This window comes from Janthinobacterium aestuarii (assembly GCF_051380835.1).
Taxonomy (GTDB): Bacteria; Pseudomonadota; Gammaproteobacteria; order Burkholderiales; family Burkholderiaceae_D; genus Janthinobacterium; species Janthinobacterium aestuarii.
The window spans coordinates 1-1,221 of record NZ_JBNYXU010000023.1; the positions used below are offsets into that span (position 1 = coordinate 1).

At 58.5% G+C, this 1,221-nt stretch carries 1 protein-coding gene; it reads left to right on the plus strand.

Annotated features, from left to right (window positions below; translation table 11 throughout):
- Positions 1-242: 242 nt before the first annotated feature.
- The gene (locus ACQ4WO_RS28095; RefSeq protein WP_436484145.1) at positions 243-1,202 is read left to right on the plus strand and encodes an IS110 family RNA-guided transposase; all 960 of its coding nucleotides are present in this window, start codon (positions 243-245) and stop codon (positions 1,200-1,202) included.
- The last annotated feature ends 19 nt before the right edge of the window (positions 1,203-1,221 follow it).

Consider the following 1,221-nt stretch of genomic DNA (forward strand, 5'->3'; position numbering starts at 1 on the left):
CCGACCTTGTATTATTCCCTTCATGCCGTTCGTGATATTGCGAACGGTATCGACCGCTGTCAAAATCTTGGTAGGCATATCAAGACCGGGTAACTGGATGCCGTATCCGCCCTTAGGCTCCGAGCCAGTTTCGTAGATCTCGCACCAGTTACCCATCCTCAATGTCAAGATCGGACAGTATCTTTGGCACCGGCATGCCGGTTAGCCCGCATTCACAAGGTAGATCGCAAGAGGAGCACAGCATGTTTAATCTGGGAATCGACGTTGCCAAGGCCAAGCTCGACTGCGCGCTGCGCCTGCCCAATGGCAAGCATCGTAACAAGGTAGTAGACAATAATGACAAAGGATACGCCGAGCTGCACGCATGGCTACTTAAGCATGAGGCCGGCAGCCCGCGCGTGTGTATGGAAGCGACCGGCACCTACTGGGAAAAGGTAGCCGAATATCTGGCAGGATGTGGCATGCTGGTCAGTGTCATCAATCCGGCGCAGATCAAGGCCTTCGGCGCTTCGCGCCTGGTACGCACGAAAACGGACAAAGTCGACGCGCAGTTGATCGCCGACTTCGCCCATGAACGCCAGCCCGAGCCATGGCTGGCGCCGTCGCCTGCAGAACAGGCACTACGCGCCATGGTGCTGCGCCTGGAAGCCTTGCAAACCATGCGCCAGCAGGAAAGCAACCGGCTCGATGTGGCGCGTGCAGCGGTACGCCAGGGCATCGTCGATCACATCACCTGGCTCGATGGCCAGATCAAGGAGCTGATCCAAGCCATCAAACGGCATATCGATGACGACCCGGATTTGCGCGGTAAGCGTGAGCTGCTCGACACCATTCCTGGCCTGGGCGAGCGAACGATTCCGGTGCTGCTGTCCTACTATGCCAATCCCGAGCGCTTCGACAGCGCCAAGCAAGCCGTGGCGTTTGCGGGACTCGACCCGCGCCAGCACGAGTCTGGCTCCAGCGTACGTGGCAAGCCACGCATGTCGAAGGTCGGCCACAGCTTCCTGCGCAAAGCCATGTACATGCCCGCCATGGTGACCGTGTACCGGACGGCCTGGGGCAAGCGTTTTGGCCAGCGCCTCCGTGCTGCTGGCAAGGCAAAGAAACTGATCATCGGCGCCATGATGCGCAAGCTGGTGCATGTAGCATTCGGCGTACTCAGGTCGGGCAAAATATTTGATCCGACCTTGCACGCTGCTTGACGGGGATAACAGTATCTAC